The 20,220-nt window shown below is 36.2% G+C and carries 19 protein-coding genes; 2 read left to right on the plus strand and 17 right to left on the minus strand.

What is annotated here, in order from left to right:
- Positions 1–60: 60 nt before the first annotated feature.
- The 4 genes from QJV49_RS03880 to QJV49_RS03895 all read right to left on the minus strand — a co-directional run bounded on the left by QJV49_RS03880 (position 61) and on the right by QJV49_RS03895 (position 3,840).
- The gene (locus QJV49_RS03880; protein ID WP_225511931.1) at positions 61–984 is read right to left on the minus strand and encodes a DMT family transporter; all 924 of its coding nucleotides are present in this window, start codon (positions 982–984) and stop codon (positions 61–63) included.
- 110 nt (positions 985–1,094) lie between these two features.
- Complete coding sequence (gene aroB, locus QJV49_RS03885; protein WP_225511930.1) at positions 1,095–2,165, minus strand: 3-dehydroquinate synthase; 1,071 nt, start codon at positions 2,163–2,165, stop codon at positions 1,095–1,097.
- A complete protein-coding gene (locus tag QJV49_RS03890) occupies positions 2,162–3,022 on the minus strand; it encodes a shikimate dehydrogenase (RefSeq protein WP_225511929.1) in 861 nt (286 codons plus the stop codon). The genes aroB and QJV49_RS03890 overlap by 4 nt, the downstream gene beginning before the upstream one ends.
- A gap of 161 nt (positions 3,023–3,183) precedes the next feature.
- Positions 3,184–3,840 carry a VTT domain-containing protein gene (locus QJV49_RS03895; RefSeq protein WP_225511928.1) on the minus strand — a complete coding sequence of 219 codons (657 nt, stop codon included), beginning with the start codon at positions 3,838–3,840 and terminating at the stop codon, positions 3,184–3,186.
- Positions 3,841–4,214: 374 nt separating this feature from the next.
- On the opposite strand from QJV49_RS03895, the gene QJV49_RS03900 reads away from it, so the two are divergent.
- The gene (locus QJV49_RS03900; RefSeq protein WP_225511927.1) at positions 4,215–6,359 is read left to right on the plus strand and encodes an amino acid ABC transporter substrate-binding protein/permease; all 2,145 of its coding nucleotides are present in this window, start codon (positions 4,215–4,217) and stop codon (positions 6,357–6,359) included.
- A 15-nt stretch (positions 6,360–6,374) separates the two neighbouring features.
- Positions 6,375–7,118 carry an amino acid ABC transporter ATP-binding protein gene (locus QJV49_RS03905; RefSeq protein ID WP_003132766.1) on the plus strand — a complete coding sequence of 248 codons (744 nt, stop codon included), beginning with the start codon at positions 6,375–6,377 and terminating at the stop codon, positions 7,116–7,118.
- Between the two features lie 123 nt (positions 7,119–7,241).
- Here the strand turns inward: QJV49_RS03905 and QJV49_RS03910 are convergent, their stop codons facing one another.
- The 13 genes from QJV49_RS03910 to QJV49_RS03970 all read right to left on the minus strand — a co-directional run bounded on the left by QJV49_RS03910 (position 7,242) and on the right by QJV49_RS03970 (position 20,212).
- Positions 7,242–9,161 carry a lectin-like domain-containing protein gene (locus QJV49_RS03910; protein ID WP_225511926.1) on the minus strand — a complete coding sequence of 640 codons (1,920 nt, stop codon included), beginning with the start codon at positions 9,159–9,161 and terminating at the stop codon, positions 7,242–7,244.
- Positions 9,162–9,182: 21 nt separating this feature from the next.
- Complete coding sequence (locus QJV49_RS03915) at positions 9,183–9,824, minus strand: hypothetical protein (RefSeq protein ID WP_225511925.1); 642 nt, start codon at positions 9,822–9,824, stop codon at positions 9,183–9,185.
- A gap of 115 nt (positions 9,825–9,939) precedes the next feature.
- Complete coding sequence (locus QJV49_RS03920; protein ID WP_047206667.1) at positions 9,940–10,365, minus strand: F0F1 ATP synthase subunit epsilon; 426 nt, start codon at positions 10,363–10,365, stop codon at positions 9,940–9,942.
- A gap of 182 nt (positions 10,366–10,547) precedes the next feature.
- The gene (gene atpD, locus QJV49_RS03925; protein WP_225511924.1) at positions 10,548–11,957 is read right to left on the minus strand and encodes a F0F1 ATP synthase subunit beta; all 1,410 of its coding nucleotides are present in this window, start codon (positions 11,955–11,957) and stop codon (positions 10,548–10,550) included.
- A 54-nt stretch (positions 11,958–12,011) separates the two neighbouring features.
- Positions 12,012–12,881 (minus strand): F0F1 ATP synthase subunit gamma, encoded by an 870-nt coding sequence (locus tag QJV49_RS03930; RefSeq protein WP_025016981.1) that lies wholly within the window; start codon positions 12,879–12,881, stop codon positions 12,012–12,014.
- A 15-nt stretch (positions 12,882–12,896) separates the two neighbouring features.
- Positions 12,897–14,399: a F0F1 ATP synthase subunit alpha gene (atpA, locus tag QJV49_RS03935; RefSeq protein ID WP_225511923.1), complete on the minus strand. Its 1,503-nt coding sequence runs from the start codon at positions 14,397–14,399 to the stop codon at positions 12,897–12,899.
- A gap of 188 nt (positions 14,400–14,587) precedes the next feature.
- Entirely contained in the window at positions 14,588–15,115 is a 528-nt protein-coding gene (locus QJV49_RS03940) for a F0F1 ATP synthase subunit delta (RefSeq protein WP_225511922.1), read from the minus strand.
- Between the two features lies 1 nt (position 15,116).
- A complete protein-coding gene (gene atpF, locus QJV49_RS03945; protein ID WP_010906128.1) occupies positions 15,117–15,623 on the minus strand; it encodes a F0F1 ATP synthase subunit B in 507 nt (168 codons plus the stop codon).
- 14 nt (positions 15,624–15,637) lie between these two features.
- On the minus strand, positions 15,638–16,351 hold the full coding sequence (atpB, locus tag QJV49_RS03950) for a F0F1 ATP synthase subunit A (protein WP_225511921.1): 714 nt from the start codon (positions 16,349–16,351) through the stop codon (positions 15,638–15,640).
- 44 nt (positions 16,352–16,395) lie between these two features.
- On the minus strand, positions 16,396–16,611 hold the full coding sequence (locus QJV49_RS03955; RefSeq protein WP_004255250.1) for a F0F1 ATP synthase subunit C: 216 nt from the start codon (positions 16,609–16,611) through the stop codon (positions 16,396–16,398).
- A gap of 183 nt (positions 16,612–16,794) precedes the next feature.
- Positions 16,795–17,571: an alpha/beta hydrolase family protein gene (locus tag QJV49_RS03960; protein ID WP_225511920.1), complete on the minus strand. Its 777-nt coding sequence runs from the start codon at positions 17,569–17,571 to the stop codon at positions 16,795–16,797.
- A gap of 282 nt (positions 17,572–17,853) precedes the next feature.
- Positions 17,854–20,064 (minus strand): DNA internalization-related competence protein ComEC/Rec2, encoded by a 2,211-nt coding sequence (locus tag QJV49_RS03965; protein WP_225511919.1) that lies wholly within the window; start codon positions 20,062–20,064, stop codon positions 17,854–17,856.
- On the minus strand, positions 20,045–20,212 hold the full coding sequence (locus QJV49_RS03970) for a helix-hairpin-helix domain-containing protein (protein ID WP_228766058.1): 168 nt from the start codon (positions 20,210–20,212) through the stop codon (positions 20,045–20,047). The genes QJV49_RS03965 and QJV49_RS03970 overlap by 20 nt, the downstream gene beginning before the upstream one ends.
- Between the last annotated feature and the right edge of the window lie 8 nt (positions 20,213–20,220).

Raw genomic sequence — 20,220 nt, forward strand, 5'->3', positions numbered from 1 at the left:
GGTCATAATAGGAGTAGGAAGTTAGTGAGCGTGAAGCCCTGTTCCATATTACTAGCTACATTATAAAAATTTAATGAATATTATTCCGGTCAGCATAATTAGAATCCCAACAATTTGCCATATTTGAATTCCATATTTACTTGAGCGCCACCAACCAAATTGCTGAACCAGCATACTGCCTAAAATTTGTCCAATCAAGCCCATCATAATCGTCAGCCCCGCCCCAATTTGCGGAACAGCAACAACTGTTGCAAAAACGAATGAGGCTCCTAAGAATCCACCAATTCCATTCCAAGGTCTTGCTTTTTTTAATTCTGAAATTTTTGGCAAACGGCGGTCAATAAAAAGTGACACGATAAAAATAGCTAAAAATCCAATGAAGAACGAAACAAAGGCTGCTTGTGCAGTATTTTCAAGTAAAACTCCCAATCGGCCATTAATTGCTTGTTGAGCAGCTGACATTGCCCCAACGATGACCGCCCAAATTCGCCAGCCCAGTAAGTTAGTTTGGTGCGTTTCTGCTTCTTTTTCTTTTAAATTAGGAAGAACAACCGCAACAATAACCCCAGCTAAAGTAATGATAATTCCTAAAAAACGCATCAGAGTCATCGGAAGTTGCATGGCATGAAACCAGCCAAACGAATCGATAAGTGTCCCCATCAATATTTGACCCAAAATAGGTAAAATCACCGTTTGGACGGCTCCTAATCTTGGAAAAAGTAAAACATTAGATGTTAAGAAAATCCCACCAAGAATTCCACCAATCCATATCCATGCCGGGTGTGAGCCAACAAATTGAAAACTAGGAAAAAGTGTTTGACTTGTCACTAAAGTGATGATTCCTAAAAAAATCGAACCAACAAAGTTGGAAATTCCAGAGGCTAAAAATGGTGAGCCAACAATTTTTCGTAAATCCGCATTGATTGGATTTTGATTAGCAAGTAAAAAACCGCCAACTAAAGCAAAAGCTAGGTAAAGATACATCGTTTCTCCTTTAAATAAGTGTTTTTACAGCTTTTATAAAAGCTGGGAGTTTTTTAATGCTACCACATTTTTGTAATTTTTAGATAAGGTTCCTCTCAGAATAACTCAAATTATTTTTTGAGATAGTCTTTCATTTCTTCAAAGGTCACTTCATTAATGTTAGCGGTGCCAATTTCAGGAACAATGACGGTTTTGATGATTCTTCCACGTGCTTTTTTATCATGAGTTAAGGCTTTAAACAAAAGCTCTTCATCCCAAGGTTGATATTCGTCAGGTAAACCATATTTTTTGACCATCTTTCGGATTTGGTCAGTAATTCCTTTGGGCATAAGGCCTTTGAGTTCGGCAATTTTACTGATTTGAACCATTCCAATAGCAACTGCTTCTCCATGCATCACTTTGCCATAGCCTGCAGTATTTTCGACAGCATGGCCAATCGTATGACCAAAGTTCAGATAGAGCCGTACGCCATTGTCTAACTCATCATCAACAACCACTTTTCGTTTTACTTCACAAGACCGATAGATAATTTCTTCAATCTTATCAAGATTTTCGACCAAATCATCCGCTGACAAGTCTGTCAGTAAATTCCAGAGGTCTTTGTCAGCAATTAGGGCGCACTTGATGACCTCTCCCAATCCTTCGCGGAATTCTCTTTGACCGAGCGTTTGCAGAACCTCAGGGTCAATTAAAACCCCGTCAGGTTGTGTAAAAGTCCCAATCATATTCTTAGCCATTTTGGAATTAATTCCTGTTTTCCCACCAATAGAACTATCCACTTGAGCGGTCAAACTTGTTGGAATTTGCAAGAAATGAATGCCACGCATATAAGTAGAAGCTACAAAACCAGCTAAATCACCTGTCACTCCACCACCGAGTGCAATAATTCCATCAGAACGTGTCATTCCAAATTCGGCGCAAAAATTCCATGCATTTTCGGCTGTTAGTAAATTTTTACTGGCTTCTCCTTCGGGAAATTCAAAAGTTGCGACTTCAAAACCTGCTTTTTCAAGTTGGTCAACAACTTTCTGACCATAAAGTCCGTTAACATGATTATCAGAAATCAAAACAATTTTTTGCTTCTTCCACAATGAAGAAACCCATGTTCCCATATTAGCCAAGGCCCCATTTTCGATGATGACATCATAGGGATGTTCTGGTAAATTCACATTTAATTTCATGCTTCTTTCTCCATTTCTAATGTAATTTTTACAACAGGCATTTCTTTACCTGTCCATAAATAAAAGCTTTCGGCCGCCTGCCCAATGAGCATGCCAAGTCCATTTTCAGTTTGAGCGCCTTGCTCTTTTGCCCAACGTAAAAATGGTGTTTCTCTTACTTTATAAATAGCATCTACCACCAAAAGTTTTTCAGGAAGAACTAAGCTCTTTTCTAGCGGCAAAGATTCTCCGTCCATTCCGACTGAGGTTGCATTTACTAATAAGTCGGTCTGTTTCAACTCTTTTTGTAATCTATCAACTTCAGATAAGTCTGTCAGTAAAATTTCAATCCCTGTTTTTACTGACAGCTTTTCCAATTTTTCTTTTAGCGGAATATATGAGGCCGATTTTCTTGCTGCGACCACAATTTTTTTAGCTTCAGACAAAGCCGCCTGAGCAATAATCGCAATTGCTGCACCGCCTCCACCAAGAATAAGCATTTGTTTATCTTTGATATTGAAATGATATTTTTCTAAACTATTGAAGAATCCAATACCATCTGTGTTATGTCCAATTAATTTACCTGATTGATTGACTACTGTATTAACAGCACCAATTAATTCAGCGACCGGACTCAATTCATCCATAAATGGAATAATTTCTGTTTTATAGGGCATTGAAATATTAAGCCCATACATATCCAAAGTACGAACATTATCCACAATAGCTGGCAATTTTTCAGCCTCAACTTCCCAGGCTAAATAAACACCATTTTCATCAGTTAAATCAAAAGCCAGATTATGAATAAAAGGTGACAAGCTGTGTTTAATTGGGTTTGCTACAACAGCAGCCATACGAGTGTAGCCGTTAATGTTCATAAAAATTCTCCAAAATTACTGATGAAACTACTAACATATTCATAAGTGCGCAAGACGCAACCGGCTATGCTAGTGTCTTTGTCAGTAAATTCTATTGTCATTGACATATCAATCAACAAAAAAAGGACTGACAGTTTTGTAAGTCCTATTTTATCATAAAGTTAAGCTTCCTTGCGACTTCCAAGAACGCGTTTCAAAACCCCAATAATCGCCGGTAATAATGAAACAAAGACAATGGCAATCATGATGATTTCAAAATGTTTTTTAACAAAAGGAATTCCACCAAATAAATAACCTGCACCTAAGGCAACAATAACCCAAGCAAAACCACCAATGAAGTTAAAGAAAATAAACTTTTTATGTGGCATTTTACCAGCACCAGCTGTAAATGGAACAATTGTCCGAATGATTGGCATGAATCGCCCTAAGAAAATGGCCCAAGAACCCCATTTTTCAAAAAATTGATGAGCTTCTTCCATATATTCTGGTTTTAAGAAGCGAGAAAGCCATTTATGTTTTGGAATGACATCCCCAAATCTTCGACCAATTTCATAATTCAACAGATTAGCAATGAAAGCAATAATCCCCATCACCAAAATCAATAAGCCAATAGATAATTTTCCGTTTGACATTGCTGCCAAAGAACCAACAAAAAATAAAATTGAATCCCCAGGCAAGAATGGGAAAATCACTAATCCTGTTTCAATAAAAATAATCGCCCCTAAAACAACATATATCCAAATATGACCATTAGGCATCTGGGCAAAATTAGCCATCCAGTCATTAAAGAAACCAAAAATCGAAAGTTGTACAAACATAATATTCCTTTTCAAAAGTTAAAAATTCTTACAATAGTTCTGTTTACTTAAATAGAATACATAAAGAATTCATTCAAGCACTCGTTCAATTTTACAACAAAAAGCCCTTTTTGACAATAACAACTTTCTTATATTTTATCAGAGAAATCTCAAATTTAATGGTCAAACAATGTCAGAAAACCTGACATCAGCTTGCTTATGAGCAACATTTGTGGTATAATTTTCCCAGAATAAAATAAACTGAGCTTAGCTCCTAAAATATAGGAAACTAAAAGAATGTTATTCCAACACTTATTTTGAAGAACATTTTTTTAATTTTCATTTTTTTATATTTAAAAGAAGACAAGCTCAAATCTCATATTCGAGGAGACAAAATGAAGAAATTATTTTTCGCTCTGGCAATGATGCTTGCCACTGTTACAGCTTTCCTAGTCGCACCTTCGGTTAAGGCCGAGACAACTGTAAAAATTGCATCCGATAGCTCATACGCACCATTTGAATTTCAAAATGGTCAGAAAAAATGGGTAGGGATTGATGTTGATATAATGCAAGAAGTTGCTAAAATCAATGACTGGAAATTAGAAATGTCATATCCAGGTTTTGATGCAGCTCTTCAAAACCTTAAAGCTGGGCAAGTAGATGGTGTAATTGCCGGTATGACAATCACCGACGAACGTAAACAAACTTTTGATTTTTCTAATCCTTACTATACATCAGCTTTGACCATTGCTACTACTAAAGACTCTAAACTTACTAATTACAGTGATCTTAAAGATAAAGCAGTCGGAGCAAAGAATGGGACTGCTGCTCAAACGTGGCTTCAAGAAAATCAAAAGAAATATGGTTACACAATCAAAACCTATTCTGACGGTGTTCATATGTTTGCCGCTCTAAGCTCTGGTAATATTGCTGGAGCAATGGACGAAGTTCCAGTTATTTCTTACGCTATGAAACAAGGGCAAGATTTAGCAATGAACTTCCCATCAATCTCCCTTCCAGGAGGCTATGGTTTTGCCGTAATGAAAGGCAAAAATTCAACGCTCGTTGATGGTTTCAATAAAGCACTCGCTGAAATGAAATCAAACGGAGATTATGATAAAATCCTAAAAAAATATGGGATTACTGCCACTAAAAAAGCAACACCTAAAAAAGATGTTTATACCATTGCTTCAGACAATAGCTTCGCTCCATTTGAATTCCAAAATGATAATAAACAATTCACTGGTATAGACGTTGACTTGCTTAACGCTATTGCTAAGAACCAAGGTTTCAAACTGAAATGGAATTTCATTGGTTTCCAAGCAGCTGTTGACTCTGTTCAATCTGGACATGCTGACGGAATGATGTCAGGAATGTCAATTACTGATGCTCGTAAACAAGTTTTCGACTATGGTAATCCTTACTATTCTTCAAACTTGACTATTGCCACATCAAGTACAGATGACTCTATCAAGTCATGGAAAGACCTTAAAGGTAAAACACTTGGCGCTAAGAACGGAACTGCCTCTTTTGATTATCTTAACGCCCATGCAAAAGAATATGGCTACACCGTAAAAACTTTCTCTGATGCGACAACCATGTATTCATCATTGAATAACGGTTCTATCAATGCTCTAATGGATGATGAACCCGTCATTAAATACGCCATTAAACAAGGGCAAAAATTTGCCACACCAATTAAACCAATTCCTGATGGTCAATATGGATTCGCTGTTAAAAAAGGAAGCAATCCAGAATTGATTGAAATGTTTAACAATGGTTTAGCAAATCTCCGCGCCAATGGTGAATATGATAAAATCATCGATAAATATTTAGCTACTGGTGCTAAAACAGTCCAATCAAGTACAAAAGAAAATACTTTCTTTGGTATTTTAAAAAATAACTGGGAACAAATTGGCCGTGGTTTACTCGTTACACTTGAACTTGCTATTCTATCATTTATCTTAGCAATGATTGTCGGAATTATCTTTGGACTTTTCTCAGTAGCTCCAAGCAAGATTCTTCGTACAATTGCCCGCATTTATGTTGACCTTAACCGTTCAATTCCGCTTTTAGTGTTAACAATCTTTATCTTCTACGGAATTCCTAACTTGTTACAAATCATTACGGGTCATCAATCACCACTTAATGAATTTACAGCGGGTGTTATCGCCCTTACTTTGAACTCTTCTGCTTATATTGCAGAAATCGTTCGTTCTGGTGTTCAAGCTGTACCTTCTGGACAAATGGAAGCTAGTCGCTCACTCGGTGTGACTTACCTGACATCAATGCGCAAGGTTATCTTACCTCAAGCTATTAAAATTACAATTCCTAGTTTGATTAACCAATTCATCATTACATTGAAAGATACAACATTAGTTTCAGTTATCGGACTTGTTGAATTGCTCCAAACAGGTCAAATTATCGTGGCACGTAACTTCCAAGCCTTCCGTGTTTATGGATTAATTGGTTTAGTTTACATGATTGTCCTCCTCTTCTTAATGTGGATTGGACGTCGTGTTGAAAAAAGAATGAAATAAGGAGAACATACTAATATGGGAATCAATACTCAAATCGAAGTCACTGATCTTCACAAATCTTTTGGAAAAAACGAAGTTCTAAAAGGAATTACAACAAAATTTGAAAAAGGTGATGTAGTCTGCATCATTGGTCCTTCAGGTTCTGGGAAATCAACTTTTCTTAGAGCTTTAAACGGGCTCGAAACAGCTACTTCTGGCGATATTATTATTGACGGATTTAACCTTACTGATAAAAATACAAATCTTAATCTTGTTCGTCAAAACGTTGGAATGGTTTTCCAACATTTCAATCTTTTCCCAAATATGACTGTGATGCAAAATATTACATATGCTCCAGTTGAATTGAAAAAGATGTCAAAAGATGATGCAGATAAAAAAGCGATTCAACTTCTTGAAACAGTTGGCTTGTTAGATAAGAAAGATGCAATGCCTGAAATGCTTTCAGGAGGTCAAAAACAACGTGTTGCCATCGCCCGTGCCCTGGCAATGAATCCTGACGTTATGCTCTTTGACGAGCCAACCTCAGCGCTTGACCCTGAAATGGTTGGTGACGTTCTAGCCGTTATGCAAAAATTGGCCGAAGAAGGAATGACAATGCTGATTGTTACTCACGAAATGGGCTTTGCACGTAAAGTTGCTAACCGCGTAATCTTTACGGATGGTGGAGTTATCTTGGAAGATGGTACACCAGAAGAACTCTTTGATAGCCCAAAACATCCCCGTTTACAAGATTTCTTATCAAAAGTTTTGAACGCATAAAATAGAAAAATTCCCATTAAAATTTAAATGGGAATTTTTTTATTTATTATTTTATTTATTAATAGTCTATTTTATTATAAATACAAGTGTTTTTGATAAAATAAAAACCAGAGCTCTGGTTTTTTATTTTTTTACTATTTTCCAAAATTTATAAAACTTATTAAATAATGTAATTGTTCCAATAGCAACTACACCGCCAGCAAACATTCCAACTGTTCCTGCCACTTGCATTTCCAAATTGTGAGCTGACACGTTTGGAGATTTAGATTGCTCGTTATTTAATGCTACACCAGATGATTGAGGCATTTGGTAAATCTCTGTAGGCACTTTTAACGACGGTTTAAGTGATGAATTAATCTCCTTGTTTACTTCTTTGAAGGTATCATTCAATCCACTATTAGGTTTTTCGTTTTCATGAATTACTTCTTTTTTTACAGTCTCTTGTTCCTGTGGTTGATCTACTGTTGTCGAATCTTTGCTAGTTTGTTTACCTTGTTCATTTTTTCTTTCTGCTGTAGAACTCTGCTTACTTGAATTGTTATCACTTGTGGTAGGTACAATAACTTTTGAAACGATGATTGTAAAGTACAACTCTTGATTTTTATATTTCGCACCTGAGATAGCATCTTTTAAAGTAGCATATTGCTGACCATCAGTTGTTACTACTTTCGAAATATAGTAATTCTCCGGTAAATTAGGGAGTTCAGGCATAATAACTGCTTCATTTAGCTCACCTTCAGTATCATTAATTGCTGGCAGTGAAATCGACTGGTCTACCACATCAGCACTATATTGATAATTAAAATGTGCTTTTCCAATAGGAAGCTTCTTATAACTAACATTAATTACATTATTTTCCGCATCATTATTTGCCACAACTAAAGGAGCGGCTGACACAAAAATATACCCGGGTATTTCTGGTGTAAGGAAAGAAAAGGTATTTATATCAACAATATCTCTGAGCTGTTTACCTAACAACTTAATTGTATCTCCCACATTAGCTTTTATTGTGGAAGGGGGAAAATTTGCTATTGGTTGGTTGGTATCTTGATCAAGATAGTTCACCTGAACGCTCTGCGTTCCTTTATAAGCATTAAACACATCTTCTGTACTCGAATAGGTCAAACGTCCAAAATTACCTCCAGTCGAGCCAATTATCCCCAGTGACATTGAACGAGCAACTGTTATTTTTTCCGAAAGAGTTGTAGCTTTTTCCCCATTTTCTGACGATATTGTATATGTTAACTCCCCTGTTACATTCTTATCATTAGTAGATGTGCTACTTGGCTGCCAGTCTATTTTCATATTTTCAGTAATTGGACTGCCAGTATTTGGAACTGAAGTAGTTGGATAACCCTGTTTAATTAACTCCCCTAAATTATTTGTCTGACGAATTGAAATATTATTGGATGGCGCGTTTTCTGTACCAGAACCGTCTAAATCTACATCAGAGTTTTGATATAGATCTCTACCCATGAAGATTGAATCAGACAGGCCACCAATACCCAAATACTTTCCAACAACCTTTGAAGTCCCATCGGCAGCTAAATTTAATTCTAAGTTATTTGCAATAAAATCTGTAGATTTTGGTGTTAAGATAAATCCTAGAGAATCACCAGCAGCAAAAGGGTCTGTACTAGAATTTGCTTGTAATGAGAAATTACCCGAAAAGCTCACTTTCTGAGTCATATCAATAGCACCATTAAATAAAGCATATCCAGCAGATTTAGACTTATTATTTACTAAATTCACTGAAAAGGGAGAAGTTGCTACAGTCTCAGCTGACCCAGTATTTGTCCATAATGCCGAATTCTGATTCGCCTCTAACGGATATATATGATTTCCGGTATCAAAACTTTGACCTGGAACTAGCTGAGAAATTGTAGTATCTGCCTGAACTACTCTATAGAAAGCATCATTCAAAAAATGGAATGACAGTGTATAAGTGAAAATGATCATAAAGAGAATCAATTTTGAACAAAAATTGATTTTCTTTATAAAATAAGAAGTTGTTAACTTAAAATATTTGTCGTTATTGTTCAAACTTAATTCCTTTCTTATAAATTATTCTAATTGACTTTCACTCACTAACTGCCTTGATTTAAGAAGAGCACTCTTTTCATTCATAATTAAATCACGAACTTGCAAATCTTGAGATTCTAATTCTAATAAGTTAATCGCTTCTGATAAATTCTTAACTTCTTTAGCTTCTATGCATCCGATGATATAATTCACGCTTCTAGAATTAAGATATTTTTCTGGTAGTTGAGGCACCTCTAAAATTTCTTCTTTTAGAACCTGCTTTATTTCTTTTATAATTTCATTTTCTTTTTTTTGATATTTTTTCAAAAATAATCTTTTAACCATTCTTTTCCCTAAAGGAAAATAGTCTCTCATCCATAACCATTGGGAGCCTATACGTATACCATTACCTAATATCAGGGCAACAAAACTGATTGAGAACATTCTTACAAAAACTTCTGTGGCACCTGTTTCTGCTGCTACTCTCCCAAACATACCAGATTTTTCATTCATAAACCAAACAATTAAAATCAAAGAAATGATAAATCCTAGAAAAATTGCTTGCCACTCAATCTGACGGGCGACTCGTCGTTCATAATTCTGTTTCAACTCATCTGAACTTTGTAAAAGTTCTTCTAGCTTTGTTAATACATCCAATAGCTGATGACAATAATCAAGAATCACGTTGCCCCTCTCTAATTTACATGTTTTATTTAACGAACTCCATCAATTTTAACATGTTTGTCTTTATTTTGCAATCTTATTCCTTTGAAATTAAAAAACACCCGTAGGTGCTTTTTTATCTATGAGATGAAACGTTCAATCGGTTAAGCGCTCGGTGGAGTGCCACTTCCGCTCTTTTTATTTCATCTGATTTTTTCTCAGCTTTCGCAACTTCAAGTGCTTTTTCAGCTCGAATTTTTGCACGTTCCGCACGTGATACATCAATATCACGATTACGTTCGGCAGAGTCTGCAACAATTGTTACAAGACTATCTTTTATTTCGATAATTCCACCATTAACTGCAATATAATCAACATGCGTTTCATCATCTGGACGACGAACTTTAAGTTCATCAATTTCAAGTCCAGCGATTGTTGAAATCATATTTGGTAAAATACCAATTTCACCATTCGTAGTCCGAGCAGTAATATAATTTGCATGGTGATCATAAATCATACCAGCAGGGGTAATTACTTGAAGTGTCATGACGTTTTCAGACATTCGATCCCTCCAATTTTTTCTATGAAAATTTAAATTACAAAGTTAAAAATACTTTTCTATAACCAAAACTCTAACAGTCACTCAAATTTTACAATTTAATCAACTTTTACTGACAGAATTTTTGTCAGTAAATTTTTTAGTCAATAGAGGATTTTCACTTTCTCAATTTATCAGAAATCGAATTAATAGCCCATTGATTTTGCTTTTTTGAGTACATCCTCAATTGGACCTACACCACGGAAAGCATCTTCAGGAACTTCGTCATATTTACCCTCCAAAATTTCTTTGAAGTCATGAACAGTTTTATCAATTGGTACATATGAACCAGGTTGACCAGTAAACTGTTCCGCCACGTGGAAGTTTTGTGAAAGGAAGAATTGGATACGACGTGCACGTCCAACGAGAACTTTTTCATCATCAGACAATTCGTCCATACCAAGAATAGCAATAATATCTTGCAATTCCTTGTAACGTTGGAGAACACGTTGAACTTCCATTGCCACTTTATAGTGTTCTTCACCAACAATTTCAGGTGTAAGCGCACGTGATGATGAAGCAAGTGGGTCAACGGCTGGATAAATCCCCATTTGTGTCAAGCGACGTTCCAAGTTAGTTGTTGCATCCAAGTGAGCGAAGGCTGTAGCTGGCGCTGGGTCAGTATAGTCATCGGCAGGGACATAAATCGCTTGGATAGATGTAACAGAACCCTTCTTAGTAGAAGTGATACGTTCTTGCAATTGCCCCATTTCAGTAGCAAGTGTTGGTTGGTAACCAACGGCAGAAGGCATACGTCCCAAAAGGGCAGAAACTTCTGAACCAGCTTGTGTGAAGCGGAAGATGTTGTCAATGAAAAGCAATACGTCTTGGCCTTGGACATCTCGGAAATATTCCGCAATTGTCAAACCAGTAAGGGCAACACGCATACGTGCTCCTGGTGGTTCATTCATTTGACCAAAGACCATGGCAGTTTTTTCAATAACGCCTGATTCTTTCATTTCCCAGTAAAGGTCGTTCCCTTCACGAGTACGTTCCCCAACACCAGTAAACACAGAAATACCTCCGTGTTCTTGGGCGATGTTGTGAATCAATTCTTGAATAAGGACAGTTTTACCAACACCGGCACCACCGAAAAGTCCAACTTTACCACCTTTAAGATAAGGTGCAAGCAAATCGACAACTTTAATCCCAGTTACAAGAACTTCATTTGCAGTTGACAATTCGTCAAATGTTGGGGCTTTTTTATGGATAGGATTACGTTCTGCATCAGCAGCAAATTCTTCCCCGCCGTCAATAACATCACCAAGGACGTTAAAAACACGACCAAGAGTAGCTTCCCCAACAGGAACGCTGACTGCTTTACCAGTATCAAGGACTTCAAGTCCACGAGTCAAGCCATCAGTAGATTCCATAGCGATTGTACGAACTGCACCATCACCAAGTTCCAAAGCAACTTCAAGAGTAATTTTTGTTTTTAGGCCGTTGACATCTTTGTAGACAATCAAGGCATTGTTAATCTCAGGCAATTTGGCATCAGAACCAAATTCCACGTCAACGACGGGACCGATAACCTGAGTAATTTTACCAGAACTCAATGTTTTTCCTCCTGTTTTTATTTTCTGTCAAAGAACAGAATTTCTATCAGTAAATTAAAGAGCTGAGGCTCCTGCAACGATTTCCGTAATTTCTTGCGTAATCGATGCTTGACGAGCACGGTTGTATTGAATGGTCAAATCATTGATAACAGAGTGAGCATTGTCAGTTGCAGTACGCATTGCTGTCATACCTGCAGCGTGTTCTGCTGTCTTAGCATCAACGATTGAACCGTAAATCATACTTTCAGCGTATTGTGGCAACAATTGATTTAGGATTGTTTCACGATCTGGTTCTAATTCAAATGTTTCAAGAGATGGTTTTTGTTGACCTGATTCTTCAAAAGAAATAGGCAACATTTTTTCCATGCGTGCATCACTTACCAATGAGTTCACATGGTGATTATAGCAAACATAGAGTTCATCGAATTCTTCTGCTTGATATTCAGTTACAGCTTCTGTAACAATCGCTCTAACTTCTTCAAAAGTAGGTTGGTCTGAAAGACCGCGAAGGACATAAGAAACTTTAACATTACGCGCTTTGAAGAAATCTGCCCCAGTACCACCAAGTGCAAGAATAGTATATTCACTTTCATTTGCATGACGTTTACGGATAGTATTCATGACAGATTTTAAAATATTTGAATTATAGCCACCGACAAGTCCACGATCCGATGTGATTACAAGATAGCCAGTTTTTTTAACTTCTCGCTTTATCATCATCGGATTTTTTGCTGGCTCATTGTCAGAGGAAACCAAGTCAGTCGTAATTTTACGAACTTTTTCAGCATAAATTTGAAATGCTTTGGCATGAGATTCAGCTTTTTGAAGTTTCGCAGCGGAAACCATTTGCATGGCTCCAGTTATTTGACTTGTTTTCTTTGTTGAGGCAATCTTAGTTTTTATTTCATTAAGTGAAGCTCCCATTAGTTAGCCTCCTTATTAATAATTGGTTGTATTTTTGAATGCTTTAATTGCTTCGTCGAGTTTTGCTTCTTCTGGCAAATCTTTAGTTTCAGTAATCACGTTCAAGAGTTCTGCATAATTTGCATCGAAGAAATCGAACATTTTAGTTTCAAAATCAAGAACATCATCAACTGGAACATCATCAAGATGACCATGAGTCAATGCATAAAGAATTAAAACTTGTTTTTCAACAGCCAATGGTTTGTGCAATGGTTGTTTCAAAACTTCAACGGTACGACGACCACGATTCAATTTTGCTTGAGTCGCTTCATCAAGGTCAGAACCAAATTGAGTAAAGGCTTCAAGTTCACGGAATGACGCAAGGTCAAGACGCAAAGTACCAGCAACTTTCTTCATGGCTTTGATTTGTGCAGCACCACCAACCCGAGAAACTGAAGAACCAGCATCGATGGCAGGGCGTACACCTGAATAGAATAAGTCATTTTCAAGGAAAATTTGACCGTCAGTAATAGAGATAACGTTTGTTGCAATATAAGCTGAGATATCTCCGGCTTGTGTTTCAATGAATGGCAATGCAGTCATTGAACCACCACCAAGATCGTCAGATAATTTGGCAGCACGTTCCAAAAGACGTGAATGTAAGTAGAATACATCACCTGGGTATGCTTCACGACCTGGTGGACGGCGGAGCAAGAGTGAAAGTTCACGATAAGCAACCGCTTGTTTTGATAAATCATCATAAACAACTAAGACATGTTTACCATTGTACATGAATTCTTCACCCATTGCTGCTCCAGCATAAGGAGCGATGTAAAGAAGTGGTGAAGGTTGAGAAGCTGACGCAGTTACGACGATTGTATAATCCATCGCACCGAGTTTACGGAGCGTTTCAACTTGTGTACGAACAGTTGATTCTTTTTGTCCAATCGCAACGTAGATACAGATCATATCTTGACCCTTTTGGTTCAAGATTGCATCAATAGCGACTGATGTTTTACCTGTTTGACGGTCTCCGATAATCAATTCACGTTGTCCACGTCCAATTGGAACAAGGGCATCAATCGCTTTAAGACCAGTTTGCAATGGTTCAGAGACTGATTTACGTTGCATAACACCAGGAGCTTTTGCTTCAACTGGACGAGTTTTACCTGTATTGATTTCTCCAAGTCCATCAACAGGTTGTCCAAGTGGATTTACAACACGTCCGATGAGTTCTTCACCAACTTGGATTTCCATGATTTTACCTGTACGTTTTACAGTGTCACCTTCACGAATTGAGAGGAAATCACCAAGTACGATAATACCAACGTCTGTCGCATCCAAGTTTTGCGCCATACCAAGGACACCATTTGAAAACTCAACAAGCTCACCGCTCATCGCATTTTCAAGGCCATAGGCACGGGCGATACCGTCACCAACATAGGTAACGACACCAGTTTCAGCAACTTCAAAATCTGGTGTGAAATTTTCAATTTGTTTTTTAATCAGTGAGCTGATTTCATTAGCTTTAATTGCCAAAAATATGCTCCCTTCTAGAAATTTTTACTAGTTCAAGGCTATTTAGCTTTAAACTGCAGTTATACTGTTTGAGCATATAATAGGTAAGATTTAAAATTACCTTTGCATGTTCTCAAAAGTTTAACAGTGTGAGTTTGAAAAATTTTCTACTGAGTTTTGAGCAGAGAAAGAAAATTTTTCTATCCTGACTAAAGGATTTCAGCGGCGATTTTAGCCAATTGTGTTTTTAGTGAGGCGTCAATAATTTTTCCACGAGAATTCACAATGAATCCACCGAGAATTTTTTCATTGACTGTGTTAATTACTGTTACTTCATTTAGGTCAAATTTTGCTTTCGCCATAGCTGTAAATTTTTCAATTTGAGCATTTGTCAAAGCAATGCTTGAAACCACCTCAACGTCAGCAATCTTAAACATATCATCTGCTGCATTTTTAGTTTCATCAAGTATTTCACCCAAATCTCCTAAACGGCCATTTGAACGAACAGTATTAAGGAAATTTGACATTACTTCTGAGGATGTTTGAAGTAAAGTATCAATCAATTCAGATTTTGCAGAGAATGAATAAACTTCGCTACTTAAAAAAGAAGCCAAGTTATCTTCTTTGAAAAGTTGAATCATTTCGCGAACTTCAGCAAGAATTGCTTCAAGTTGCCCTTTTTCTTGGGCAACTTCTAGTAGCGCTTTACTGTATTTTTGTGAATTTACTTTTGTCATCTTATTCTCCTAACTTAGCGAGATAAGAGTCGATTAATTCCTGTTGCGCAGAAGCATCTAATGATTGTCCAATAAGCTTTTCAGCAATTTGAACTGAGATGTCCGCAACATCGCCTTTAACTGTGTTAAGAGCTTCTTTGCGTTCTTGCTCGATATCTTCTTGCGCACGCTTTTTCAAACTAGTTGCTTCTTCATTTGCTGTTGCAAGTACTTTCGCACGGTTTTGTGAGGCAGTATCATTTGCAACTTGAATGATGTTAGCAGCTTCTTCTTTTGAACCTGCAAGTTCTGCTTGACGTTGTTTAACCAAGTCAGCAGCTTGTTTGTTGTTCGCTTCTGCTGCATCGATATCATCAGATATTTTTTTCGCACGACTTGCAAAAACACTAGTAATTGCATTCCATGCAAAGAGGCGCAACAATACCAATAAGATAATAAATGCACCAGATACAACGATGATGTTACCGAGAACGGTATTCGGAGCAGCTTCTAATAATAATGTTGACAATTTCTACTCCTTTCTTAATGTTCTGCTATAATTTTGTGGCTAATGTACAAGTTTGTCAAAAGGACAAAGACATAAGCTTGGAGGGCTGAAATGAAAAGTGAAAAGCCAATCCATGCAACTTCAAGAATCCACGCAACTGGGAGCATCCACATGGTTGATTGAATCATACCGGCGATAAGACCAAGCATGATTTCACCCGCGAAGATATTCCCATAAAGCCGTAAACCAAGTGAAAGTGCATTTGTAAATTCTTCCAGAATATTCATTGGAAGAAGACCTTTCGGATCTTTCCAGAAGGCAACTTTGAGGTAACCTTTAAAACCGAATTTTTGTACACCCAGTGTATTTGACATTACAACAACAAGTAGTGCAAGTGTCAAATCGACTGTTGGATTTGCAGTTGGTGATTTCCAAAGAGAAACATCACCTGGCGTACTAATTTTAGTTACTAGCCCAATGCAGTTGGCAATAAGAAGGAAAGAAAAGAGGGTAAAGTTCATGAGCGTAAAGCGGGGTGCTTCATGAGGGCCGACGTTATCTTTGGAAACTCCATTGACAAAATCAACAACCCACTCAAGAACATTTTGTTTACCTTTGGGTTTGAGCTGCATATTGCGGCTCGCCCAGAATACCAGACCGAACACAATGAGGACAGTCACAAAAGTCATTACTGTGATTGTTCCATCAAATGGAATTGGCCCAATATTAAAGGTCCATGTTGATTCCATACCTGTTCTTCCTTTCTGTTTTTAAAATTTTGTTGAGAAAAATTTTAACGGAAAAGGAATGCCATAGCAAGGGCGATGAAGAATGTACCTTCGACAAAGGCGATACCCATGAACATCGAACCACGAAGTTTTCCTTCAAGTTCTGGTTGGCGTGCAACGGCTTGGAGGAAGTTTGAAACGATAAGTCCATCACCGATAGCGGCTCCGAGTGCTGCAAGACCGATAGCAATTGCTCCAAGAGCGGCAAGTGTAATTGTCATTATAGACCTCTTTCTATATTGCGATTTCGCAAATTTATTTTACTAAGAAATTCTACTACTATTCGTAGTTTTTGTCAAAGACAAGCATGAGAATTTCATCATTTCTCTCATTTTTGTCTTTGTAAGCGTTTGATAGACAAAAAATTGAAATTTTGTACCGAATAAACAGAGAAAATTTTTAGATTAAATCAAGCGTCCTTCTTGTTTATAATTTATTGGGAGCCATTTTAATACAGATTCGATTTTTTTGGTCCAATAATACCATTCGTGGACGCCATCGGAGTTTTCATAAGTGATATCGAAACCTAATTTTTTCAATTGGGCTGTCGCGTATTCATTTCCCGGAAAAAGAAAATCTTGTTTCCCACACCAAGCGTAAAGTTTGGGTTTGTTTTCTTGTTTTCTTTCTGCTAAAGATAAAATTTCATTATCTGACCCTTTAAAAGTTTCCCAATTTCCAAAAATCCCTCCCCAGTAAGCTGGATTTTCTTTGAAATTTTCTTCCATTCCGTCAAAAGTCAAAACGCCAGACAAACTAGCCGCATAACTAAAATGTTCAGTTCCTAATGCGAGACGATAAGCTCCATATCCTCCCATTGATAAACCAGCGATAAAGTTTTTTTCTCTTTTTGTGGATAGATTTGGGAAAAAATTGTTAATTACTTTGGGAAGTTCATGAGCAATCGCATCAAAATAATTCATACCATATGTGGTGTTCACATAAAAACCAAGATCTGTTGAGGGCATGACAATTGCCAAATTAGTATGCCGAATTAATCGTTCAATTCCTGAACGAATCATCCAAGAATTCTCGTTACCACTCATTCCATGCAAAAGATAAAGCACAGGAATATCTGTTTGGGTAAAACCTTCCACTTTACTTGATTCAGGATAAATAACATTAACTTTTCGATTCATCCCAAGAACTTCTGAGTAGTATTCGATATTAATTACTGCCATAAAATATCTCCTTAATAAATTTATGTTGTTATCATTTGTTGATAACTTTCTACCTATTAAAAGTGGATTTTCTTAAATCCCTTAATTTTGAAATTTCCTTTCTCTTTTATTCTGACCTTCTTTCACTTTTTCAAAGTGTGCGCTGTGAAGTCATTACTCCATTTTATTTTTGGGGTACATTAGAAATCAAATAATGGTAGTATTTTTACGTTTCTAGAGGCCTCCAACGTCTTCTTTATTGTAACATTTTATAGATGTCTTTTGCTCACTTTTTCCTTTCATTTATCTAACTGTTTGGATTCGCCACTGTTGATTAATTTGCGTCAGTTTAAGCGCTCCCTTTTGGTCAGTCCTAAGTATTTTTATTTGGTATTTTTTTAATGTTTCTAGAGTTTCTTGGTTGGGATGACCATAGCGATTTTTCTCTCCAACCGAAATGAGTGCAAGTTTGGGATTAATTTCTTTAATAAATTCGGGGTTTGAACTTGTTTTACTGCCATGATGACCTACTTTTAAAACATCAACTTTTAACTTAGGGTAATTTTTAAGAAGTTCTTTTTCTCCTTCTTGTCCTAAATCGCCCGTAAATAGAAATTTTGTCTGATAAAAATTTCCATAGGTCACGATAGAGTCATTATTAACCCCTTTTCCTGTGTACCCATTTGATATGACTCGTAATACGCTATCAAAGATTGGAATTGCGTCTCCAACTTTACTGACGTGAATCGCAACTTTTGATTTCTTCAATTTTTTTACAAAATGATTATTTGTCAATTCACCTGGACTAACCCAAATTTCTTTTATTTTTATTTTATCGGCTAAATACAAAAAATCTCCAACATGGTCAGCGTCCGTGTGCGTCAAAATGAGCTGGTCGATTTTACTCACCCCAACAGATTCAAGATATGGAATGAGTGTTTTTTCGGCATTTGTTTGAGTTTGGGACTTTTGCCAATTTTCTTGCGGAAGAGCTAATCGTCCGCCTGTATCAATCAAGATTGTTTTTTTATTAAATTTATCTTGCAAAAAAATACTATCCCCTTGGCCAATATCTACTGCTGTGATACTGGGGGAAATTGGATTTTTACAAATAAAAAAGCTACAAACAATTAAGGCAGCAAAAATTATTTGCCTTCTCTTCTTAAAGAGACTATCAATTAACAAACCGATAAGACAAAATAAGATTATCAATTCAATTGAGTTTGGATTCCCTAAAACTAAGGGATAGTGCAAGGGTAAATCAATCTTATAAATCAGCCACTCTAAAATTTGAAAAATTATATTTAAATTAAAACTATAGCCAATTAGAGACAAGAAAAAGACTCCCAGTAGCAAAGGTAGTAAAATTACGTCAAATAAAAATCCAAATCCAATCGTTAGTAGAATTGAAAAAGGTTGAAAAATATGAAAATCTAAAATGAGTAAAGGTAGAACACACAAGGAAATCACTGATGATTCTGTCAATAATTTTCTTATTCTTTTTAGTTCTGAAAATCTATGACTAATCATTGAAATAACAAAAGCATAAAATAAAGTTAATTGTCCTCCCGTTGTCAGTAAAAATTTAGGACTCACAATCATCAAAAGAAAGGTTGTCACTGCTAGATTATCTAATGCATTTAGACGGATATTTTTTTGAAATAAAGCTCGTAATACTGAAACCGAAAACCCTGTCATAAATGCATAAAAAATTGAAAATGGAATTTGCCAAATATTTAATTTTTCTCTTGTCATTCCTAGTCGCAGAACAATTCTACGAAACCAATCAATGAAAAAATTAACTTGCATTCCGGATAAGGCAAAAAGATGAATGATTCCTAACGAGCTGTAAATGTCTCCCATTTGATTAAAATCTTTACTTAAAAATCCAAAAAGTAAGCCAGTCATATAGTCATTCATTGGCTTTGGAAAATGAGTTTGTGACCAGACAATTGCTTTTCGTCTTAAAACGTGGAGGTCAAAAGTGTCGTTTAAAACTATTTTATTAATTTTATCAATCGTAATTTGCCGATATATATTCTGGCTTGCTAAATATTTTTGGTCATCAAATCCATTAAAATTTCTTTGTTTTTCCGGAATTTGGAGGTTTCCTGTGAAACTCAACTGACAATTTTGACTTAGATTTTGATAAAATTTCTGTTCTTTTTTACTTTTTAGAGTCTCGTAAACTTGATAATTTTGGCCTCTTTCTTTTCCTTGAAAACTTAATAAATCACCATTAACTTGGATCGTGTCGGGAATAATTGTAATTTTGGAAAGAGTGGTTGGCTGATTTTCACTATTATTAATCGTATCCATTTTTACTACTAAGAAAAAACTTCCCATCACTAATAAAACAGGAATGACTAAATAATATTTTCTATATAAGGCAAGTAAACTTGAAAAAATGAACAAAATGAGACAAAGTAAATTAAAATTAAAAATTAAAAAATACAAGATAACAGAAAGATAAGCTAAAAATATCAAAGGCATTTTATTCAAAACATAGCTCATCTTTCAATTTTTCTAGTGTTTTATCTCCAAAACCAGAAACTTTTCCCAAGTCTTCAAGTGATTTGAAATCACCATTTTTCGTCCGAAAATCGATGATGTCCTGAGCTTTTTTCTGACCAACACCTGTTAATTTTTGTAATTCTGTCACATCCGCTT

The sequence above is a fragment of the Lactococcus sp. NH2-7C genome (assembly GCF_029953655.1).
GTDB lineage: Bacteria > Bacillota > Bacilli > Lactobacillales > Streptococcaceae > Lactococcus > Lactococcus lactis.

Bases quoted from the DNA above. Each gene is read 5' to 3' on its own strand.
- QJV49_RS03880 (WP_225511931.1), bottom strand. From the start codon at position 984: ATGTATCTTTACCTAGCTTTTGCTTTAGTTGGCGGTTTTTTACTTGCT.
- aroB (WP_225511930.1), bottom strand. From the start codon at position 2,165: ATGAAATTAAATGTGAATTTACCAGAACATCCCTATGATGTCATCATC.
- QJV49_RS03890 (WP_225511929.1), bottom strand. From the start codon at position 3,022: ATGAACATTAACGGCTACACTCGTATGGCTGCTGTTGTAGCAAACCCA.
- QJV49_RS03895 (WP_225511928.1), bottom strand. From the start codon at position 3,840: ATGTTTGTACAACTTTCGATTTTTGGTTTCTTTAATGACTGGATGGCT.
- QJV49_RS03900 (WP_225511927.1), top strand. From the start codon at position 4,215: ATGAAGAAATTATTTTTCGCTCTGGCAATGATGCTTGCCACTGTTACA.
- QJV49_RS03905 (WP_003132766.1), top strand. From the start codon at position 6,375: ATGGGAATCAATACTCAAATCGAAGTCACTGATCTTCACAAATCTTTT.
- QJV49_RS03920 (WP_047206667.1), bottom strand. From the start codon at position 10,365: ATGTCTGAAAACGTCATGACACTTCAAGTAATTACCCCTGCTGGTATG.
- QJV49_RS03930 (WP_025016981.1), bottom strand. From the start codon at position 12,881: ATGGGAGCTTCACTTAATGAAATAAAAACTAAGATTGCCTCAACAAAG.
- QJV49_RS03940 (WP_225511922.1), bottom strand. From the start codon at position 15,115: ATGACAAAAGTAAATTCACAAAAATACAGTAAAGCGCTACTAGAAGTT.
- atpB (WP_225511921.1), bottom strand. From the start codon at position 16,351: ATGGAATCAACATGGACCTTTAATATTGGGCCAATTCCATTTGATGGA.
- QJV49_RS03955 (WP_004255250.1), bottom strand. From the start codon at position 16,611: ATGACAATTACACTTGCCGCTCTTGGAGCAATTGCTATCGGTCTTGCA.
- QJV49_RS03960 (WP_225511920.1), bottom strand. From the start codon at position 17,571: ATGGCAGTAATTAATATCGAATACTACTCAGAAGTTCTTGGGATGAAT.
- QJV49_RS03965 (WP_225511919.1), bottom strand. From the start codon at position 20,064: ATGAGCTATGTTTTGAATAAAATGCCTTTGATATTTTTAGCTTATCTT.